We start from the raw sequence: 16,642 nt of genomic DNA, 5'->3' as shown, positions 1-16,642 counted from the left end.
GTCCCTGCGGGGGCCGCGGTGGGGCCGTCCGGTGTGGTTCCCGTCTCTGCGGGGGCCGGGGTGGGGCCGTGCGGTGTTCCCGTTGCGCCCTGGGGGCTTGGGGGCCCGTCGTGGGGCGTCATGGGGTGGGTCCCGTCAGGAGGGGCTTGGTGTGGGTGAGGGTGAGGTCGAGGGTGCGCAGGCGCGTGTACGTGTCGGCGTCGGCGGTGCGGCCGCCGTAGGTGACGTCGTCGAAGGTGCGGGCGGCGGCGCGCAGCTCCGCGGCGTGGTCGGGGAGCGACGCGGCGGTTTCGGCGGCCGCCTCGTCGGCGGTGCGGCCCGGGCGGGGGTCGAGCAGGGTGCGCTCCTCCAGGGAGCGGACGACGGCGCGCATGCGTTCCTGGACGGCTTCGGTCCAGCGGCCGGCGGCGGCATGGGCGTCGGCGGCCTTGCGGTGGTCGGCGGCGCTGCGGATGCCGTCGTCGAAGAGGGTGCCCGGGGCGGCGGTGGTGCGGCTCGGGGAGCCCAGGCGCCACCACAGGGCGGCTCCGGCCAGCGCGACCAGGAGGACGACGGCGACCAGGCCGACGGCGCCTCCGGGGGTTGCCTCGGAGGCGGCGCCGAACAGGTCGTCGAGCCAGTCGAAGAACGCGCGTGTCGCGCGGTCCACGAGGCTCGGGTCGTTCTCGTGGTACATCGGCTTGGACAGCTCGCGCTCGGCCGCCTCACGGGCGGCCTCGCGCGGTGTCGTCACCGGCGGGACCTCCGCGCGCATCACCCGTAGTTCTCGACGCCGGCCGCCCGGGCGAGCTCCAGGTCGAGGCCCTCGCGCCGGATGCGCTGGTCGACGTAGAGGAGGACGGTGACGCCGGACTGGATCGGCATGACGATGGTCTGCGCGATGATCAGGCCGACGGCGGAGAAGATCAGCGTGCCCCAGGCGGTCTGGGCGCTGCCGTCCTCCAGGGCGTCGAACCCGCCGCCGAAGGCGAGGAGGCCGACCAGCTGGAGCGGGCCGACGATCATCAGCCCGACCACGAAGGCGATGATGCCGGTCAGCAGCGTGATGCCGAAGACGCGCCACCAGGAGCCCTTGACCAGCTTCGAGGACCGGGTGAAGGCCTTGAAGACGCTGCTCTTCTCCAGCATCAGGGCGGGCGAGGCCAGGCTGAACTTGATGCCCAGCCAGACGAGGAGCGGGAGCCAGGCGACGAAGCCGAGGATGATCAGGCCGGTGCTGTCGGCGGTGATGCCGGGCAGGACCAGGACGGCGCCGATCAGGACGGCGCCGAGTGCCAGCAGCAGGGTGAGCCCGATCAGGCGCAGCAGCTGGGGGCGGGCCTCGCGCCAGGCGGTGGAGACCGAGGAGCTCTGGCCGAGGACGGCCCGGCTGAAGACCATGGTGAGCATCGCGGTGACCACGATGGTGCCGAGGATCTGGATGAACTGGGTCACCACCGACACGGACAGGGTGCTGCCGAGGCTGTCGAGCATCTGCTCGGGCGTCATGTCCTCGTTCGGTGCGAGGACGACGTCCGCCAGCATGTACTTCTGCACGAGCACGCTGATGACCTGGACGACCGTGGCCACGACCAGGGTGATGGGCAGTACCGAGCGCCAGTGGGTGCGCATGGTGGCGACCGCGCCGTCGAGGATCTCGCCCAGGCCCAGGGGGCGCAGGGGGATCACACCGGGCTTGGCGGCCGGGGGGCTGCCCCATTGGCCGGGTCCGCCCGGGTAGCCGTACTGGGGGCCGCTCTGGCCTGCGTACGGGGTGTCCTGGCGTTGTCCCCAGCCTCCGGCGGCGGGCTGCGGGGGTGTCGGCGGGGTTTCGGGAGTCGTCGTGCCCGGGCTCGACCACTGGCCGGGCGGCGGCTGCTCGGCGGACCACTTCGGGTCGCCGGCGGGCCGGCCGGGCTGCTGTGCGCCGCCGTCGGTGCCGGGCTGGTCGGCGGGGGTTCCCGGCCGCTCGCCGTCGGACGGAGAGGATCCGGGCGTAGCCCAGCCCGGAGAGTCGTTCATCGTCGCTCCTTCACGTGCACCTGCTGCGGCGGGGGCGCCGGTCGCAGCCATCGTGCCACGTGGGGGTCCCGAACGGAGTAGGGGATTGTGAGGCCCCCGTAACCCTGGCCGTCCCCCCGGACCTCCGGCACCCCTTACCTTCAATTGTCGCCCGGATCCGGGGCAGACTGGTCGACCTGATCTCCACACAGGTCCGAGGGGCGATTTCCAGCCCTTTTGGCTGTGGGACAGCTCACCGCCGGGTAACGATTAGCTAATGGGATGATGTCAACCATGAAGGGACGCGTCCTTGTCGTCGACGACGACACCGCGCTGGCCGAGATGCTCGGCATTGTGCTGCGTGGAGAAGGTTTTGAGCCGTCGTTCGTAGCGGACGGTGACAAGGCACTTGCTGCCTTCCGGGAGGCGAAGCCGGACCTGGTACTGCTCGACCTCATGCTGCCCGGACGGGACGGCATAGAGGTGTGCAGGCTGATCAGGGCCGAGTCCGGTGTGCCGATCGTGATGCTCACCGCCAAGAGCGACACGGTGGACGTGGTCGTGGGCCTGGAGTCCGGGGCCGACGACTACATCGTCAAGCCGTTCAAGCCGAAGGAGCTGGTGGCCCGCATCCGGGCCCGTCTGCGCCGGTCCGAGGAGCCCGCACCCGAGCAGCTGGCCATCGGTGACCTGGTCATCGACGTGGCCGGGCACTCGGTCAAGCGGGACGGTGCCTCGATCGCCCTGACCCCGCTCGAGTTCGACCTGCTGGTCGCCCTCGCGCGCAAGCCCTGGCAGGTGTTCACCCGCGAGGTGCTGCTGGAGCAGGTCTGGGGCTACCGGCACGCGGCGGACACGCGCCTGGTCAACGTGCATGTGCAGCGTCTGCGCTCCAAGGTGGAGAAGGACCCGGAGCGCCCCGAGATCGTCGTGACGGTGCGCGGTGTCGGCTACAAGGCCGGACCCAGCTGAGGTGCAGTCCGGCACGTCCGCCGCGTCCGGCCGTGGCCGCGGCGGTTCCCGCTGGCGCAGCCTCTGGGCCGGACGGCCGTTCCGGGCAGGGACGCCCGGCAGCCCCGTGCTGCGGCTGTTCGTACGCCTCGTACGCCGGCCGCTGGTTCCGGCTGTCCGGCTGTGGCGCCGCAACATCCAGCTCCGGGTGGTCGCCGCCACCCTGCTGATCTCGCTCGCCGTGGTCCTCGCCCTGGGCGTCGTCGTGATCGCCCAGGTCAGCAGGGGGCTGCTCGAGGCCAAGGAGCAGGCGGCGCAGAGCCAGGCGGCGGGCGGGTTCGCGGTCGCGCAGGAGAAGGCCAACGCCCCCGCGACCGTGGACGGACCCGACGCCACCGACAACAAGGTCGGCCGGGACGCCAGCACCTGGATGAACTCCCTGGTCAAGCAGCTGGCCAGTGGCGGCCAGACCGCCTTCGAGGTCGTCGCGCTCGGCGCCGGCACCGGGGAGCAGACCCTGCCCGGGACGCAGGGCGTCAAGGGCGCCCGCGCCTCCGGCAACGTCGATCCGACGGCCAGCGTGCCCGTGAAGCTGCGCCGGGCCGTCAACCACGCGACCGGCGCGTTCAAGACCTTCTCCGAGATCCGCTACACGGCGGGGGCCGGCGACAAGGCCCCCGAGCCTGCGCTGGTCGTCGGCAAGCGGCTCACGGACATCAACGGGGACCCGTACGACCTGTACTACCTCTTCCCGCTCACGCAGGAGGAGGAGTCCCTCAACCTGATCAAGGTCACCATCGTGACCGCGGGCCTGTTCGTCGTCGTCCTGCTCTGCGGCATCGCCTGGCTCGTCGTGCGCCAGGTCGTGACGCCCGTACGGATGGCCGCCGGGATCGCCGAGCGGCTCTCCGCCGGGCGGCTCCAGGAGCGGATGAAGGTCACCGGCGAGGACGACATCGCGCGCCTGGGCGAGGCCTTCAACAAGATGGCGCAGAACCTCCAGCTGAAGATCCAGCAGCTGGAGGAGCTGTCGCGGATGCAGCGCCGGTTCGTCTCGGACGTCTCGCACGAGCTGCGGACCCCGCTGACGACGGTGCGGATGGCGGCCGACGTCATCCACGACGCCCGGGTCGACTTCGACCCGATCACCGCGCGCTCCGCCGAGCTGCTCGCCGGGCAGCTCGACCGGTTCGAGTCGCTCCTGTCCGACCTGCTGGAGATCAGCCGCTTCGACGCCGGGGCCGCGGCCCTGGAGGCCGAGCCGATCGACCTGCGGGACGTCGTGCGCCGTGTCATCGACGGGGCCGAGCCGCTCGCCGAGCACAAGGGCACGCGGATCCGGGTCCTCGGCGACACCCAGCCGGTCATCGCCGAGGCCGACTCGCGGCGCGTCGAGCGCGTGCTGCGCAACCTCGTCGTCAACGCCGTGGAGCACGGCGAGGGCCGCGATGTGGTGGTCCGGCTGGCGTCCGCGGGCGGGGCCGTCGCCGTCGCCGTACGGGACTACGGCGTCGGGCTGAAGCCCGGCGAGGCCACCCGCGTCTTCAACCGCTTCTGGCGGGCCGACCCGGCGCGGGCGCGCACGACCGGCGGGACCGGCCTCGGCCTGTCCATCGCCGTCGAGGACGCCCGGCTGCACGGCGGCTGGCTGCAGGCCTGGGGCGAGCCGGGCGGCGGCTCGCAGTTCCGTCTGACCCTGCCCCGCACGGCCGACGAGCCGCTGCGGGGCTCGCCCATCCCGCTGGAACCCGAGGACTCACGGGCCAACCGGGCCAGGGCCGCCGCCGAGGCCGCGGGCCGGTCCGCGGACCGGCCGGCCCCGGACCCCGGCGACCGGTCGCCGATACCGCCGCGGTCGCCGGTCACCGGCGCGCTGCCGGTGCCCGCCGACCCGACGGCCCTGCCGGGCAACGGGGCCCGGGTGGTGGCCCGCCCGGCCGACCAGGCACAACAGGAGGACCGAGCCGATGGACGCTGAGCCCGAGAACGCGCGGCCCGGGGGCGTGCGGGTACGGGGCCGGCGGCTTCGCACCCTGCGGGCGTACGCCTTCGGTGCGGCCGGGCTGCTGCTGGCCGGCTGCGCCTCCATGCCCGACCACGGCGAGATCCGCCAGGTGCAGGCCTCGCAGGGCGTCGACTCCCAGGTCCGCGTCTTCGGCGTACCGCCCGCCGACAAGGCCAGCCCGGCCGACATCGTCGACGGCTTCCTGGAGGCGATGACCAGCGACGACCCGCAGCTGGAGACCGCCCGCAAGTACCTCACCGAGGAGGCGGCGAAGAGCTGGAAGCCCAGCTCCGCCGTCACCGTGCTCTCGTCCGGCCTCGACCGGGTCTCGATCCGCGGCGAGAAGGACCCGGACGGTCCCCGCTGGAAGGTGACCGGCAAGAAGCTCGCGACCGTGGACGAGCGCAGCGCGTACCAGCCGAAGACCGACGACGAGAAGTACGAGGAGTACCTCCAGCTCGTCCAGGACGAGGACAAGCAGTGGCGGATCTCGCAGCCGCCCAACGGCCTCGTGCTCAGCGAGTCGGACTTCCAGCGGATCTACATGCCGGTCAACAAGTACTACTTCGCGGGCGGCACGCTCGTCGCCGACCCCGTCTACGTGCGTCAGCGCACCGACCCGGACTCGCGGATGGACCCGACCACCCAGACGGTGCAGTCGCTGCTCGCCGGGCCGTCCAGATGGCTCGGCCCCGTCGTCGAGTCCAGCTTCCCCACCGGCACGGAACTGCGCGAGGGCACCAAGTCCCTTTCGTACGACGGCCAGAACACGCTGCGGGTGCCGCTCAACGACAAGGCCGACAACGTCGCCCAGCCGCAGTGCAAGAAGATGGCGACCCAACTCCTCTACACGGTCAAGGACCTGACGGGCTCCCGGCTCGACCAGGTCGAGATCCTGCGTTCCGACGACAAGTCGTCGTCGCTGTGCTCGGTGACCGAGCTGAACGCGGCCGCGATCGCCAACCGGCCGAGGATCCCCGACTACCAGTACTTCGTCGACAACGAGAAGCGGCTGGTCCGGATGAGGCTGGACGTGACCAGCGAGGAACAGCAGAAGGCCGAGCCGGTGCCGGGGCCGCTGACCACGCAGCCCGCCTTCAAGGTCGGCTCGGCGGCCGTGACGTACGACGAGCGGCGCGCGGCCGTGGTCTCCCTGGACGGCCACGGGCTGTACGTGGTGCCCCTGGTGGGCGGCGGACCGATGCCGCAGCCGCTGCCGGTCGGCAAGGGGAGCACGCTGACGGCGCCCAGCTGGGACGCGGCCGGCGACCTGTGGGTCGCGGACGGCGATGCGCAGCACCCGGGGCTGTGGCGGGTGCCGGGCGGAGCCGGGACGCCGGAGAAGGTGCAGGTGGCCGGGTTGGACGGCGGGCGGATCGTCTCCCTGAAGGCCTCTTCCGACGGGGTGCGGATCGCGCTGCTCGTGGAGAAGAACAGCCGCAAGAACCTGTACGTCGGGCGGATAGAGCGGCCCGATGCCAAGGGCGACGCCTCGGCGGTGTCGGTGCGCGAGCTGCGCCCGGCGGCCCCGCAGATGGCGGAGGTGACGACGATGAGCTGGGCGCCGCACGGGCGGCTGCTCGTGGTGGGCCGGGAGAGCGGCGGGGTGCAGCAGGCCCGCTACATGCTGGCGGACGGCTCGATGGTCGCGGCGAGCCTGCCCGGGGCGGCCGGGCTGTCCGCGGTCGCGGCGGCGGCGTCGGAGGACGAGGCGAAGCCGAAGCCGGTGGTCGCGTTCTCGGAGGACGGGATCGTGTACCTGCCGCCGGGGGCGCAGTGGCGCACGGTGGCGGCGGGCGGCCAGGCTCCGGTGTACCCGGGCTGATCTGCGCCCGCGGGTCCCGTCGCGGGCCCGTTGCGGGCTTCGTCCACAGGGGTGGCGGGCCCGGTCCGCCGCCGTCAGTGTGGAGGGGTGCGCGGTTGGTGGCAGGAGCTGGCCGGGCTGGTCCTGCCGGTCGACTGCGCCGGCTGCGGAGCGGTCCGGGTGCTGGTGTGCGCGGGCTGCCGGGAGCCGCTGAGCGGGGCCGGTGCGGGGCCTGTGGGGCCTTCTCCGCGCCCCGAGGGGCTGCCGGTGGTGCACGCCGCCGCCGTCTACGAGGGGGGCGTACGGGCCCTCCTGCTGGCCCACAAGGAGCGCGGGGCGCTGCCGCTGGCCGGGGTGCTGGGCGAGGCCCTGGCGGGGGCCGTGCTGGCGGGCCGGCCGCGGGATGCGGGCGGCCCGGTCCGTACGGGGCGGCCTTCGGCGGAAGTGGCCCTGGTGCCGGTGCCGTCGGCGCGGCGGCAGATCCGGGCGCGCGGGCACGATCCGGCGCGCAGGATCGCCCTGGCCGCCGCGGGGCGGCTGCGGCGGGCCGGTGTTCCCGCGCGCGTGGCGCCCGTACTGAGGCTGCGGAGGGTCGTCGCGGACCAGGCGGGGCTCGGGGCCCGGCAGCGCCGGGAGAACCTCGCGGGGGCGCTGACGGTGTGCCGGGACGGTGCGCGGCTGACGGACGGGGCCCGGATCGTCATCGTGGACGATCTGATCACCACCGGGGCGACGCTGGCGGAGGCGGCCAGGGCGGTGCGCGCCGCTGGGCTGGCCGCGGGCCCGGGGGACGTGCTGCGGGCAGCCGTGGTCGCCGCGCCCGCGGACTCCTTCCGGAGGCTCCCCGGGGCGGTGCCCCGCCGGCCGGCTACGCGTACAGGTCAAAAATCTCGTGAATAGATTTGGAACTGGCGGGGAAGGCCCATCGTTGCAGGTAGTAAGAGGGAACAGCCACCTGACTGGAAGTACATTCCGGTAGCGGGTGCCGACAACCGTCATACAGGGATATGTTCGGTTGTAAGGAACTCAGGAGGCTGTCTCTCGACTCCGAAGTCGGTGGGGTTTCGATCTTGCCGATGGGGGAGGAGGAGGTGAAAGTCGCCAAGTCCGAGGCTCCGGCCTTCACCGGAGTCTGGTGCGAAAGGGAGACGCTTCGCCCCGTCGGGCGGAGCTATCCGGGAACGGAGTTCTGCGTGGACATCGTCGTCAAGGGCCGCAAGACCGAGGTGCCCGAGCGGTTCCGCAAGCACGTGGCCGAGAAGCTGAATCCGGAGCGGATCCAGAAGCTCGACGCCAAGGTGATCAGCTTGGACGTCGAGGTGTCCAAGGAGCACAACCCGCGCCAGGCCGACCGTTCCGACCGCGTGGAGATCACCCTGCGTTCGCGGGGCCCGGTGATCCGGGCCGAGGCCGCCGCCGCCGACCCGTACGCGGCGCTCGACCTCGCTCAGGACAAGCTGGAGGCCCGGCTGCGCAAGCAGCACGACAAGCGATACACCCGCCGCGGCAACGGCAGGCTCTCGGCGGCAGAGGTCGCCGACGTCGTGCCGGGCGTCGCGTCGCTCAACGGCAGTGGCCAGGTGGTCACCGAGGACAAGGCGGACAAGGTTCCGATCACCCGGATCGGTTCCATCGAAGTGCAGGGCGAAGGCCCGCTGATCGTCCGCGAGAAGACCCACTCGGCCGCACCCATGTCGCTCGACCAGGCTCTGTACGAGATGGAGCTGGTCGGCCACGACTTCTATCTGTTCGTCGACTCCGAGACGAAGCTGCCCAGCGTGGTCTACCGACGTCACGCATACGACTACGGCGTCATCCACGTGAACCCCGACGGTGCCTCCAGCTCGGAGGAGCCGCGAGGCGGCGCGGGCGGCGCGCTCGGCGGCTGAACAAAACCATTCGTTGCCCCCGCGGAGACGCTCCGGCGTCTCCGCGGGGGCACCTGCATGACGGGTATTGCGCCAGGCGGGTCCTCGTCGGCCCCCCGCGCCGTGGCGCGGGCATGGAATCATGGCGGGCAGTCAACCGGCCACGGTGTGTGTCCGGTTGGCCCAGCAGCTCAGCACATGCAGGGGGAGGAACGATGGCGGACAGCTTCGGGCCGGTGCGCGGGGACGACGGCGCGGGCTGCCGCGGCGCGGACGCGTCGGCGGAGCCCGCCGGCTCGCCGGCCGGGGAACCGATCCGGGTGCTCGTGGTCGACGACCACGCACTCTTCCGGCGGGGTCTGGAGATCGTCCTCGCGCAGGAGGAGGACATCCAGGTCGTCGGCGAGGCCGGGGACGGTGCGGAGGCGGTGGACAAGGCGGCCGATCTGCTGCCGGACATCGTGCTGATGGACGTGCGGATGCCCCGCCGCGGCGGCATCGAGGCGTGCACCTCGATCAAGGAGGTGGCCCCCTCCGCGAAGATCATCATGCTGACGATCAGCGACGAGGAGGCGGACCTCTACGACGCGATCAAGGCGGGCGCCACCGGGTACCTCCTGAAGGAGATCTCGACGGACGAGGTGGCCACGGCGATCCGGGCGGTGGCCGACGGCCAGTCGCAGATCAGCCCTTCGATGGCGTCGAAGCTGCTCACCGAGTTCAAGTCGATGATCCAGCGGACCGACGAGCGCCGGCTGGTGCCGGCGCCGAGGCTGACGGACCGGGAGCTGGAGGTCCTCAAGCTGGTGGCCACCGGCATGAACAACCGCGACATCGCGAAGGAGTTGTTCATCTCCGAGAACACCGTGAAGAACCACGTCCGCAACATCCTGGAGAAGCTGCAGCTGCACTCCAGGATGGAAGCCGTGGTCTACGCGATGCGCGAGAAGATCCTCGAAATCCGCTGATCCGGATCGACCGGCCGGGCCCCGTCGCCCGGCCGGGCCCTGTCGCCCGGCCGGGGCCTAGAGCGCGGCGAGTTCCGCCGTGACGGCCGCCGCCTCCGCGGGCGAGCCCGCGCGCTCGATCCGTACGTCCTCGCAGCCGACCCACTCCGCGGCTTCCCGCAGGGCCTGTGCCATCGGGCCCGCGGCCTTCGGCGAGGTCAGCGAGAGCTGCCGGGCGACCAGCGTGCGGCCCTCGCGGGCCGGGTCCACGCGGCCCTGGAGCCGGCCGCCCGCCAGCAGCGGCATCGCGAAGTACCCGTGTATCCGCTTCGGCTTGGGGACGTACGCCTCGAGGCGGTGGGTGAAGCCGAAGATCCGCTCCGTGCGGGGGCGGTCCCAGACCAGGGAGTCGAAGGGCGACAGCAGTGTCGTGCGGTGGCGGCCCCGGGGGGCCGTGGCGAGCGCGGCGGGGTCCGCCCAGGCGGGCTTGGACCAGCCCTCGACCTCGACCGGGACCAGCCCGGAGTCGGCGATCACCGCGTCGACCTGTTCCCCCTTGAGGCGGTGGTAGTCCGCGATGTCGGCGCGGGTGCCGACGCCCAGGGACCGGCCGGCCAGGGCGACCAGGCGGCGCATGCACTCGCGGTCGTCCAGGTCGTCGTGGAGCAGACGGTCGGGAACGGCGCGCTCGGGAAGGTCGTAGACCCGCTTCCAGCCGCGGCGCTCGCTGCAGACCACCGCGCCGGTGTCGAGGAGCCACTCCACCGCGATCTTGGTCTCGGACCACTCGAACCACTCGCCGCCGTTCTTGGCGCCGCCCAGTTCGGTGGAGGTCAGCGGGCCGTCGGACTTCAGCCGGTCCAGGACCGCCTGCGTCGACTGCTGCTTGTCCTGAAGGATGTGCCAGCGGTGGCCGCGCGCCCGGTTGGCCCGGCGGCGGAAGGCGAAATGCGGCCATTCCTCGATGGGGAGGATGCAGGCCGCGTGCGACCAGTACTCGAAGGCGTGGCGGTCGGACCAGTACGCCCGCTCGACGGTGTCGCGGCCGACCGCGCCGAGGCGTGCGTACGGGATCAGCTCGTGCGAGCGGGCCAGCACCGAGATGGTGTCCAGCTGGACGGCGCCCAGGTGGCGCAGGACTCCGCGCACTCCTCCGCGGCGGTCGGGTGCCCCGAGGAAGCCCTGTGCGCGCAGGGCGATCCGGCGGGCCTCGTCGGCGGAGAGGGAGAGCGAAGTCATGTCCGCAGCCTAGGCGGGCCCACTGACAGCGGGCAGGTACGGCAGCCGCGAGGGGAGGCCGAGGTCGGAGGGGAGCAGGGCGCCGACCCAGCAGTCGCGGGAGGTGCCCCGCTGCTCGATGCCGGCCCGCAGGACCCCCTCGATCTGGAAGCCGGCCTTCTCGGCCACGGCCTTCGAGCCCTCGTTGCCCAGCTCGGCGCGCCATTCCAGCCGTGTGACGCCGAGCGCGGTGAAGGCCCAGCGGGCGACGGCCGTCACGGCCTCGGTCATGTAGCCCTGTCCGCGGTGCTCCTTCACCGCCCAGTAGCCGATCTCGTACGACTCGGCGCCGTGGACGTGCACGCCGACGGCCGCGACCAGCGGGCCCTCGGCCCCGAGGCGGACGGCGAAGGAGTAGCCCGTGTCCTCGCGCCAGCCGTTCGGCACGAGCTCGTTCACGAAGGCGTGCGCGTGCGCGCGCTCGTAAGGGGAGGGGACCAGGGTCCAGCGCTGGATGGCCGGGTCCTGCGCGGCCGCGTAGACCTCGTCCTCGTCGGCGGGGACGAAAGGCCGCAATACCAGCCGGTCCGTGGTGAGTGTGATGGGCTCCATGAACGGATTCTGCTGCCCGCGCAGCATCCGGAGCGAACACTTTTCGGGAATCCCCCTGGGGGATGCGGCACCTTCCGTGTACCCCGTACGTTCTCAATCCGGGCACCCGTGCCCCCACGGGAACGGCGGACCTCCCGACGCGGCCACGTCCTCGCTTACGATGGCCGTTGCGGTGGGGCCCACCTGCCGTGCCCGTGGTACGTAGAGTGCCCAGGCCCGACCGGCAAGGAGACAAACCTCGGTGTCCGTCTTCAACAAGCTCATGCGTGCAGGCGAAGGCAAGATCCTGCGCAAACTGCACCGCATCGCGGACCAGGTCAACTCCATCGAAGAGGACTTCGTCAACCTCTCCGACGCCGAGTTGCGTGCGCTCACGGACGAGTACAAGCAGCGCTTCCAGGACGGCGAGAGCCTGGACGACCTGCTGCCCGAGGCCTTCGCGACCGTACGCGAGGCGGCCAAGCGCGTTCTCGGCCAGCGGCACTACGACGTCCAGATCATGGGTGGCGCGGCGCTGCACCTCGGCTACGTGGCCGAGATGAAGACCGGTGAGGGCAAGACCCTCGTCGGCACGCTTCCCGCGTACCTGAACGCGCTGTCCGGCAAGGGCGTCCACCTGATCACGGTGAACGACTACCTCGCCGAGCGCGACTCCGAGCTGATGGGCCGGGTGCACAAGTTCCTCGGCCTGGAGGTCGGCTGCATCCTGGCGAACATGTCGCCCGCCCAGCGCCGCGAGCAGTACAACTGCGACATCACCTACGGCACGAACAACGAGTTCGGCTTCGACTACCTGCGCGACAACATGGCGTGGTCCCAGGACGAGCTCGTCCAGCGCGGCCACAACTTCGCCGTGGTCGACGAGGTCGACTCGATCCTCGTCGACGAGGCCCGTACCCCGCTGATCATCTCCGGCCCGGCCGACCAGGCCACGAAGTGGTACGGCGACTTCGCGAAGCTGGTGACCCGCCTGACCAAGGGCGAGGCAGGCCAGCCGCTGAAGGGCATCGAGGAGACCGGCGACTACGAGGTCGACGAGAAGAAGCGCACCGTCGCCATCCACGAGAGCGGTGTCGCCAAGGTCGAGGACTGGCTCGGCATCGAGAACCTGTACGAGTCGGTGAACACCCCGCTCGTCGGTTACCTCAACAACGCGATCAAGGCCAAGGAGCTCTTCAAGAACGACAAGGACTACGTCGTCATCGACGGCGAAGTCATGATCGTCGACGAGCACACCGGCCGTATCCTCGCCGGCCGCCGCTACAACGAGGGCATGCACCAGGCGATCGAGGCGAAGGAAGGGGTGGACATCAAGGACGAGAACCAGACCCTCGCCACGATCACCCTGCAGAACTTCTTCCGCCTCTACTCGAAGCTGTCGGGCATGACCGGTACGGCCATGACCGAGGCCGCCGAGTTCCACCAGATCTACAAGCTCGGTGTCGTCCCGATCCCGACCAACCGCGACATGGTCCGCAAGGACCAGCCGGACCTGATCTACCGGACCGAGGTCGCGAAGTTCTCCGCCGTCGTCGACGACATCGCGGAGAAGCACGAGAAGGGCCAGCCGATCCTCGTCGGTACGACGTCGGTCGAGAAGTCCGAGTACCTCTCCCAGCAGCTCTCCAAGCGCGGCATCCCGCACGAGGTGCTCAACGCCAAGCAGCACGACCGTGAGGCGACGATCGTCGCCCAGGCCGGCCGCCGCGGCGCGGTCACCGTCGCCACGAACATGGCCGGCCGCGGTACGGACATCAAGCTCGGCGGCAACCCGGACGACCTCGCCGAGGCCGAGCTGCGCCAGCGCGGCCTGGACCCGGAGGAGCACATCGAGGAGTGGGCGCACGCCCTGCCCGAGGCGCTCACCAGGGCCGAGGCGGCCGTGAAGGCCGAGTTCGAAGAGGTCAAGGAGCTCGGCGGCCTGTACGTGCTGGGCACCGAGCGCCACGAGTCGCGCCGCATCGACAACCAGCTCCGCGGCCGCTCCGGCCGACAGGGCGACCCGGGCGAGTCCCGCTTCTACCTGTCGCTGGGCGACGACCTGATGCGCCTGTTCAAGGCGCAGATGGTCGAGCGCGTCATGGCGATGGCGAACGTGCCGGACGACGTGCCGATCGAGAACAAGATGGTGACGCGCGCGATCGCGTCGGCCCAGTCGCAGGTGGAGACCCAGAACTTCGAGACGCGCAAGAACGTCCTGAAGTACGACGAGGTCCTCAACAGCCAGCGCGAGGTCATCTACGGCGAGCGCCGCCGCGTCCTGGAGGGCGAGGACCTGCAGGAGCAGGTGCGCTTCATGATGGACGACACCATCGACGCGTACATCGCGGCCGAGACGGTCGAGGGCTTCGCCGAGGAGTGGGACCTGGAGCGGCTGTGGAACGCCTTCCGGCAGCTCTACCCGGTGAAGGTCACCATCGAGGAGCTGGAGGAGGCCGCCGGCGACCGCGCGGGCATCACCGCCGAGTTCATCGCGGAGTCCGTCAAGGACGACATCCACGAGCAGTACGAGACGCGCGAGAAGACGCTCGGCTCCGAGATCATGCGCGAGCTGGAGCGGCGCGTGGTGCTGTCGGTGCTCGACCGCAAGTGGCGTGAGCACCTGTACGAGATGGACTACCTGCAGGAGGGCATCGGCCTGCGCGCGATGGCCCAGAAGGACCCGCTGGTCGAGTACCAGCGCGAGGGCTTCGACATGTTCAACGCCATGCAGGAAGGCATCAAGGAGGAGTCCGTCGGCTACCTGTTCAACCTGGAGGTCCAGGTCGAGCAGCAGGTCGAGGAGCTTCCGGTGCAGGACGCGGCGCCGTCGCTGACGAAGGAGCCGGCGGCGGCCGGGACCGGCCGTCCGGAGATCCGGGCGAAGGGGCTGGACGCTCCGCAGCGGCCGGACCGGCTGCACTTCTCGGCGCCGACGGTGGACGGCGAGGGCGGTGTCGTCGAGGGCGACTTCGAGTCCGAGGGCGCGGGCGGCGACGGGATGACGCGGGCGGAGCGGCGCAAGGCGGCGAAGGCCGCCGGCGGGCGTCGCCGCAAGAAGTGACCCCTGCGGGGTCGAACCGTCGGCCGGGGCCGGACACCAGGGGTGTCCGGCCCCGGCCGCATTGTGGGGGCGCGTGCGGCGCCGTTGCCGGGGCTCCGCCCCGGACCCCGCGCCTCAAACGCCGGCGGGGCTGAAAGATCGCCTCAAACGCCGGCGGGGCTGGATGGGGCGGGCGGGGCTGGAGGGGGCCGGCGGGGCCGGGAGGGGGCCTGGCTGGGGTGGAGAGGGTCTGTCAGGGCTGGGGCGGTTCAGGGGAGGGGGCCCTGGAGTTCCACCGCTGCGCAGCGCCAGCGGAGGTCCGGGCCTTGTTCGAGGCGGAAGGCCATGGCGGTGAGGCGGTCGCCCGTGGCGATGCGGGCGAAGGCTTCGATGACGCCGGGGCCGGGGGTGAAGCGGCCGCACTGGCGGATGACCGGGCGGAGGCGGTCGCGGAGGGGGTCCGCGGGGGCCAGGGTGACCAGCTGCTGGTAGGCGGGGCCGACGGTGTGGCCGAGGAGCGAGTGGACCGGGCGGCGGCCGCTGACCACCGCGAGGAGGTGTTCGGCGAACCAGTGGTGCGGGCCGCTCCGCAGGGTGCGCGGGGGGCCTGCCGGGCGCCGCGGGTCGCGCCGTCCGGCGGGACGGGTCCGGGTCTGGCCACCCGGCCGGCGGCGGCTCCCGTCGTTGCCGATCGTGCCGCGCGTCGTCGTGTCCATCGCGATCTGCCCCCGAACAGGCCGGGCCCGGATGGGTACCGGGCGGTAACTTGATGGGGATCTTCTACGGTCGCCGAACACGCTCCGCAACCACGCGGGACGGCCGGCCGGGACGCCGGCCCGGTTCACCTATCCGAGTGCGCTCCGCCCCCTCCACGGGCCCGGAGCGTGCGCGTCCGGGGAGCGGGGTGGACGGCCGCGGGTCCTGGTCCGGCACCTCGAAGGGGTACGGACTCCGTCACCCTGCCGGACCCTCCGAGTCGTATCCTGGGGGAGTTTTCCGACTACTGAAAGCAGCCGGCCATGCGTGTGTACGTCCCCCTGACCCTCCCCGGGCTCGCCGAGGTGCACAAGGCGGGTGAGCTGGGCCCCGCCCCGCTGCGGGCGTACGCCGTCACCCCCGGGCTCCGCGAGTGGTACGTGTCGGACGACATCGAGGAGCTGGAGTACGCGGCCCTGAACCGGGCCGCGGCCGCCTCCCTGCGGCTTCTCGCCGCGGACGCGGCCGCGCCGCGCCGCCGCGTCGTCGTCGCCCTCGACGTCGACGACAAGGCCGCCACCGCCACCCCGGGGGTCGACGAGGCCACTCTCGGCCAGGTGAGCCTGGCCGCCGCCGTACGCCTCACCGTGGCCGCCGCCGTGCACGTGGACGCCGATGACGCCGACGAGGACGTGGCCGCCGCCGCGCAGGCCCTCGCCGCCGCCGACGGCGGGGACGCGGACGCACAGTTCATCGTCGACGGAGCCGAGGACCACGAGCTGCTGTGGTTCGGCGTGCAGGAGATTCCGGGGTTGCTCAAGTGACCGAAAAGCACATCGTCTGGGACTGGAACGGCACCCTGCTCCACGACATCGACGCCGTCATAGCCGCGACCAACGCCTCCTTCGCCGAGCTCGGCTTCGCGCCGATCACCCTGGAGACCTACCGCGACCTGTACGTCGTACCGGTGCCGAAGTTCTACGAGCGCCTCATGGGACGGCTGCCCACCGACGAGGAGTGGGTGGTCATGGACGAGGCCTTCCACCGGCACTACTGGGCGGCCGCCGAGGACGCCGGGCTCGCCGAGGGCGCCCGGGAGCTGCTCCAGGAGTGGCAGCGGGACGGGCTCACCCAGTCCCTGCTGTCCCTCGCGCCCCACGAGAAGCTCGTACCGCTGGTCCGGACCCACGGCATCGACCACCACTTCCTGCGCGTCGACGGGCGGATCGGCCCCTCCCACACCTCCAAGGCGGGACACCTCGTACGCCACTTGGCCGCCCTGGACGGGACGGGCGTGACGGCAGGCCGTACGGTCCTCATCGGAGACGCCGTGGACGATGCCCTGGCCGCCGCCCACGTCGGTGCCCTGGCGGTGCTCTACACGGGCGGTTCGCACAGCCGCAGCAGTCTGGAATCAGCCGGGGTGCCGGTCGTGGACACCCTGGCCGACGCCGTAAGGACAGCTCGCGAGCTGGCCGAATAGTGACTGGACACCCCGCTGCACGGACAGTGGGGTCACGTCGCTGGCCAGACTGTCAA

14 protein-coding genes are annotated in these 16,642 nt (G+C 71.7%); 9 read left to right on the top strand and 5 right to left on the bottom strand.

What is annotated here, in order from left to right; all coding sequences use genetic code 11:
- Window positions 1–118 precede the first annotated feature (118 nt).
- Window positions 119–754, bottom strand: coding sequence for a DUF4129 domain-containing protein (locus OG472_RS18890; protein ID WP_405941775.1), 636 nt, complete (start codon window positions 752–754; stop codon window positions 119–121).
- Window positions 754–2,001 carry a glycerophosphoryl diester phosphodiesterase membrane domain-containing protein gene (locus OG472_RS18885; protein WP_401602410.1) on the bottom strand — a complete coding sequence of 416 codons (1,248 nt, stop codon included), beginning with the start codon at window positions 1,999–2,001 and terminating at the stop codon, window positions 754–756. The genes OG472_RS18890 and OG472_RS18885 overlap by 1 nt, the downstream gene beginning before the upstream one ends.
- Window positions 2,002–2,262: 261 nt before the next feature.
- Here OG472_RS18885 and mtrA point away from each other — a divergent pair, with 261 nt between their 5' ends.
- The 6 genes from mtrA (at window position 2,263) to OG472_RS18855 (ending at window position 9,576) form a co-directional block, all read left to right on the top strand.
- Window positions 2,263–2,952: a two-component system response regulator MtrA gene (mtrA, locus tag OG472_RS18880; protein WP_189747360.1), complete on the top strand. Its 690-nt coding sequence runs from the start codon at window positions 2,263–2,265 to the stop codon at window positions 2,950–2,952.
- A 1-nt stretch (window position 2,953) separates the two neighbouring features.
- Window positions 2,954–4,909 (top strand): MtrAB system histidine kinase MtrB, encoded by a 1,956-nt coding sequence (gene mtrB, locus OG472_RS18875; RefSeq protein WP_405941774.1) that lies wholly within the window; start codon window positions 2,954–2,956, stop codon window positions 4,907–4,909.
- Window positions 4,899–6,761: an LpqB family beta-propeller domain-containing protein gene (locus OG472_RS18870; protein WP_401602406.1), complete on the top strand. Its 1,863-nt coding sequence runs from the start codon at window positions 4,899–4,901 to the stop codon at window positions 6,759–6,761. Before mtrB ends, OG472_RS18870 begins: the two co-directional genes overlap by 11 nt.
- A gap of 87 nt (window positions 6,762–6,848) precedes the next feature.
- On the top strand, window positions 6,849–7,640 hold the full coding sequence (locus tag OG472_RS18865) for a ComF family protein (protein WP_405830380.1): 792 nt from the start codon (window positions 6,849–6,851) through the stop codon (window positions 7,638–7,640).
- A gap of 293 nt (window positions 7,641–7,933) precedes the next feature.
- Window positions 7,934–8,629 (top strand): ribosome hibernation-promoting factor, HPF/YfiA family, encoded by a 696-nt coding sequence (gene hpf, locus OG472_RS18860; RefSeq protein ID WP_401602521.1) that lies wholly within the window; start codon window positions 7,934–7,936, stop codon window positions 8,627–8,629.
- A gap of 194 nt (window positions 8,630–8,823) precedes the next feature.
- On the top strand, window positions 8,824–9,576 hold the full coding sequence (locus OG472_RS18855; RefSeq protein ID WP_383577554.1) for a response regulator: 753 nt from the start codon (window positions 8,824–8,826) through the stop codon (window positions 9,574–9,576).
- A gap of 57 nt (window positions 9,577–9,633) precedes the next feature.
- On the opposite strand, the gene OG472_RS18850 is transcribed toward OG472_RS18855, so the two are convergent.
- Window positions 9,634–10,794 (bottom strand): winged helix-turn-helix domain-containing protein, encoded by a 1,161-nt coding sequence (locus OG472_RS18850; protein ID WP_401602401.1) that lies wholly within the window; start codon window positions 10,792–10,794, stop codon window positions 9,634–9,636.
- Window positions 10,795–10,803: 9 nt separating this feature from the next.
- Window positions 10,804–11,385 (bottom strand): GNAT family N-acetyltransferase, encoded by a 582-nt coding sequence (locus tag OG472_RS18845; RefSeq protein WP_401602399.1) that lies wholly within the window; start codon window positions 11,383–11,385, stop codon window positions 10,804–10,806.
- A 241-nt stretch (window positions 11,386–11,626) separates the two neighbouring features.
- Here OG472_RS18845 and secA point away from each other — a divergent pair, with 241 nt between their 5' ends.
- Complete coding sequence (gene secA, locus OG472_RS18840; protein ID WP_405830377.1) at window positions 11,627–14,428, top strand: preprotein translocase subunit SecA; 2,802 nt, start codon at window positions 11,627–11,629, stop codon at window positions 14,426–14,428.
- A gap of 248 nt (window positions 14,429–14,676) precedes the next feature.
- Here the strand turns inward: secA and OG472_RS18835 are convergent, their stop codons facing one another.
- On the bottom strand, window positions 14,677–15,123 hold the full coding sequence (locus OG472_RS18835) for an Rv3235 family protein (RefSeq protein ID WP_383577558.1): 447 nt from the start codon (window positions 15,121–15,123) through the stop codon (window positions 14,677–14,679).
- 303 nt (window positions 15,124–15,426) lie between these two features.
- Between OG472_RS18835 and OG472_RS18830 the strand changes: the two genes are divergently transcribed.
- Together OG472_RS18830 and OG472_RS18825 are read left to right on the top strand one after the other, a co-directional pair.
- Window positions 15,427–15,927, top strand: coding sequence for a DUF6912 family protein (locus OG472_RS18830; RefSeq protein ID WP_401602395.1), 501 nt, complete (start codon window positions 15,427–15,429; stop codon window positions 15,925–15,927).
- Window positions 15,924–16,586 carry an HAD family hydrolase gene (locus OG472_RS18825; protein ID WP_401602393.1) on the top strand — a complete coding sequence of 221 codons (663 nt, stop codon included), beginning with the start codon at window positions 15,924–15,926 and terminating at the stop codon, window positions 16,584–16,586. The genes OG472_RS18830 and OG472_RS18825 overlap by 4 nt, the downstream gene beginning before the upstream one ends.
- The last annotated feature ends 56 nt before the right edge of the window (window positions 16,587–16,642 follow it).

The organism is Streptomyces sp. NBC_00207, assembly GCF_045160965.1.
GTDB lineage: Bacteria > Actinomycetota > Actinomycetes > Streptomycetales > Streptomycetaceae > Streptomyces.
Note: the sequence above shows the minus strand (reverse complement) of the source record. Positions and strands in the feature narration are given on the sequence as shown.

What these genes read in the sequence shown, in the direction of transcription:
- OG472_RS18885 (WP_401602410.1), bottom strand. Translation starts at nt 2,001, where the DNA reads ATGAACGACTCTCCGGGCTGGGCTACGCCCGGATCCTCTCCGTCCGAC.
- OG472_RS18850 (WP_401602401.1), bottom strand. Translation starts at nt 10,794, where the DNA reads ATGACTTCGCTCTCCCTCTCCGCCGACGAGGCCCGCCGGATCGCCCTG.
- OG472_RS18845 (WP_401602399.1), bottom strand. Translation starts at nt 11,385, where the DNA reads ATGGAGCCCATCACACTCACCACGGACCGGCTGGTATTGCGGCCTTTC.
- OG472_RS18835 (WP_383577558.1), bottom strand. Translation starts at nt 15,123, where the DNA reads ATGGACACGACGACGCGCGGCACGATCGGCAACGACGGGAGCCGCCGC.
- OG472_RS18870 (WP_401602406.1), top strand. Translation starts at nt 4,899, where the DNA reads ATGGACGCTGAGCCCGAGAACGCGCGGCCCGGGGGCGTGCGGGTACGG.
- mtrA (WP_189747360.1), top strand. Translation starts at nt 2,263, where the DNA reads ATGATGTCAACCATGAAGGGACGCGTCCTTGTCGTCGACGACGACACC.
- OG472_RS18830 (WP_401602395.1), top strand. Translation starts at nt 15,427, where the DNA reads ATGCGTGTGTACGTCCCCCTGACCCTCCCCGGGCTCGCCGAGGTGCAC.
- OG472_RS18890 (WP_405941775.1), bottom strand. Translation starts at nt 754, where the DNA reads ATGCGCGCGGAGGTCCCGCCGGTGACGACACCGCGCGAGGCCGCCCGT.
- OG472_RS18855 (WP_383577554.1), top strand. Translation starts at nt 8,824, where the DNA reads ATGGCGGACAGCTTCGGGCCGGTGCGCGGGGACGACGGCGCGGGCTGC.